Consider the following 3,298-nt stretch of genomic DNA (forward strand, 5'->3'; position numbering starts at 1 on the left):
ATGATATGGGTTCCTTATTCGTTTTTTGGCTAAAACAATTATATCCAAAGGATAAAGTACCCAAGGCCAGAAAAATCAATCTATAATTACAGGAACGCATGCTTTTAATAATTAACAATTTCTGCAACAATAGGGAAATGATCTGAGGGGTACTTTTGTTCATAAGAATCGGTCAAAACGCCATATTTGAGAATTTTTATCTGTTTACTTACAAATATGTAATCAATCCTTTCTTTAGCGGGAGGTTCATTAAATTTGAACCCATTAAATGTCCCTAATGGGCCATAAGGCAGTTGCTGGGAAATTTTGTAGGCATCATTAAGCAAGGTCTGCATACAGGCTATTTGTTCGGTTTCAGGAGTAGAATTAAAATCCCCGACGCAGATTGCAGGTATATTTTTTGCAATTTCTTTGATTTTTCTAACCATCAGTTTGGCCGATTGCCTCTGTGCTTCAATGCCTTCATTGTCAAAGTGGACGCAAAAAAAGCAAAATTCTTTATTGGATTGCAGGTCCTTGAATTTACCCCAGGAGCATATTCTTCTGCAATGTTTGGCATCCCAGCCATAAGATGGTTTTTCAGGGGTTTCGCTCAACCAGAAATTACCTGAATCAAGCAACTTAAAGCGTGTTTTCCTGTAAAATATTGCTGAATGTTCACCCTTAATGCCGCCATCACGGCCTTCGCCTATAAAAGCATATTGTTTGAGTTGGGCAATATCGTTCAATTGCTCCATCAGGCCTTCCTCTGTGCCGAAAATATCAAAGTTATGGAATTGAATCAGCCCTTTTACCTGATCTTTTCTGTTAGTCCAGCTGTTGATGCCATCATTGGAATTTGCATATCTAAGGTTGTATGCAGCTACCAAAATGGAATTCTTGATTTGGGAATTACCTGCAGGCAAAAAAGCCAAAGCAATCAAAAAAAGTAATATTATTTTTTTCATAATTTTATTATAAGATAGTTAGTTTGTTAGTTCTGATCATTCTGATTAATATTGTTAATCCCGCCATTTTACCGGCGCATATTTTAAGGGAAACAGGTAAATGATTCCTCCTGAACTTCAAAATAAGGCATATATTCGAAGTCATTATTCCCTTTGACCATATAATGTAAGGGCTTATCAGCAACTGGTTTAAGGTTTTTGATCAATTTATCAGGGTTTACAGTTAACTTGATATCTTTCGCCTGTCCTTTCATACTGACATAAGCCATCAACAAAGGACCATATTCTAAAGCATAGCGTTCATGGTTTGGATCCTGTTCTTTCCCTGTATATTTAGTCATCTTAAACTTCACTGGCAGGGTAAAAGAGATAGCATCTCCGTTATTCCATTGCCTGTCTATCATAACGTAAGTCCCAGGTTTCCCTTTTGCAATCTTTTTCCCATTCACCATAACCGTCATTTCACAAGCTGCCCAGGATGGAATACGAATCCTGATTTTAGATCCGGTTGGTTTATTAACATTTACGGTTAACAACACTTTGGGATCATAAGGGAAACGGGTATCCATTTTCAATGACATTGTCCCGGTCTTTGTTTCAAATTTGATCGTTGAGGGGGCAAACAGATCGACATACAGTCCATCGTTGGCCACAGAATATATGAATTCCGGTAAAGCACCGATCATCCGGGTTCCCTGGCCTTCGCAGCAGGTACTCATACTGAATGGCTGGTTGTTGTTTAAATCTTTGTGGTCTGCCAGTACGGCATGATAACGGATGCCTTTGTCTCCTACCTGATTGGCAATCAGATTATTATAAATTGATTTTTCTATTTCAGCTACATATTTTTCTTCTTCAGGATTGAGCAAGTGAAAGCGCTGGTTCAGGAAAGCCCAAAAAACGCTGCCGCACAGTTCTCCTGTTGAACGGTGCAGGTAATATGATTTAGGTGGATAGAGGTCCGTTCCTTCACAAATTGCAATTGAACCTCCAACATGTTCCCAGTCGTTGTGGTATAAATCCCAGGCACCTGAAGCTGCATCCAGATATTTTTTTGCGCCGGTAGCCCGGTACAAATCGAGATAAGGCTCAATGGCAGTGATCAGATAATTATGAGGCCTGTCGTAAGGATACAACCAGATGGCTTTCTCTTCTCTTTTGGACAGTTGTTCCATCCAGTAATTTTCCTGGAAATATTGTTGAACCACTTCTATGTCCTTTGGTTTTCCCACCGGTGTAAAATACATCCTGGTACTTGGGATTATTCCCTGGGAACCCTGGCCAGCCCTTCGCAGCATTTCGGGTAGATAGCAGGAGGTGTTGAACCAGTCGTAGAATCCGCGTAAAAGGCCAAAAGCCTTTTTATTACCTGCATATCCGGCTTCAATCAATCCATGTGTAACCCACGATCTGGTATAAGCTCCATATTCTCCTGCAAATATTTTATATTTCGGATAAGCCATGATATAGCCGTCAGGTTCTTTGCATTCGTCAATTACATCAACAATCTGGTTCATTCTGGTTCTTAATTCCGTATTTTCCGTCCAGCGAAGGGTATTGCCTGCACCCATCAGGAATCTTCCGGCTTCCTGTCCGGGCAGGTCAAGAAACCAGAAATTATTTAATCTTTCCGCTATTGGTTTTACCGGCTTTCCTGCTTTCAAGTAGAAATTTCTGACCAGTTCCTCGAAGGTGAAGGAGTTTAGAAGGTAACTGATATTATTTTCCATGGTTTTTTTAAATAGGCCTTCACCCAGTTGAACGCCTCCTTTTGGGGCTTGTGCTTTATAAGCAACGGGCTTCCATTGGTCGGGAGGAATAATGTTGCCGGGATTGTCGGTAACAACACCTTCCCCCTGTGGGCGTTGGGGACGGGTCAGTACGGTTACTCCAAGATTCCCTGACTCTGAATCAGAGGCAGGACAACCTTCAGCAATATCATTGCCGTCTGATAAAACCATAAACTTCGACAAGGCCAGCCGTTGTTGCCTGAGCTGAAGTGCGGTTAACCGCACATACCGTCCGTAGACTTCCTTACCGGAGAAAGTGCAAATGGCATCGTAAGGATCCGGAAAGCTCTCCCTTGTATAGTTTTCATACATGATTGACGTTTTAAAGTCAGGTTCGTCTGAGACTTCAATTTTAAAAAGGGAGGGAAACCCAATTGATTGTACATATCCCCAGGGACTCACTTTAGGCAAAAGTTTAAATCCGTTTATTTTTTTCCTTTCGCCTAAATCAATCTGTACCCACCGGATTTCATTATTCTTTTGTGCCACTTTCGATTCATAGGTAGGAGTGAAGAACCTTGCTACCCGTTCTACGCCCATGCCCGCATCTTTGCGCTCATC

At 41.2% G+C, this 3,298-nt stretch carries 2 protein-coding genes; both read right to left on the reverse strand.

The features are described 5' to 3' along the window. Positions 1–104: 104 nt before the first annotated feature. Positions 105–947: an endonuclease/exonuclease/phosphatase family protein gene (locus tag Q8907_14835; GenBank protein ID MDP4275547.1), complete on the reverse strand. Its 843-nt coding sequence runs from the start codon at positions 945–947 to the stop codon at positions 105–107. Positions 948–1,030: 83 nt separating this feature from the next. Next, positions 1,031–3,298 (reverse strand): glycoside hydrolase family 127 protein (locus Q8907_14840; GenBank protein MDP4275548.1); only part of this gene is annotated, 2,268 nt, incomplete at its 5' end.

This window comes from Bacteroidota bacterium, from assembly GCA_030706565.1.
GTDB lineage: Bacteria > Bacteroidota > Bacteroidia > Bacteroidales > JAUZOH01 > JAUZOH01.

What these genes read in the sequence shown, in the direction of transcription:
- Q8907_14835 (MDP4275547.1), bottom strand. Translation starts at nt 947, where the DNA reads ATGAAAAAAATAATATTACTTTTTTTGATTGCTTTGGCTTTTTTGCCT.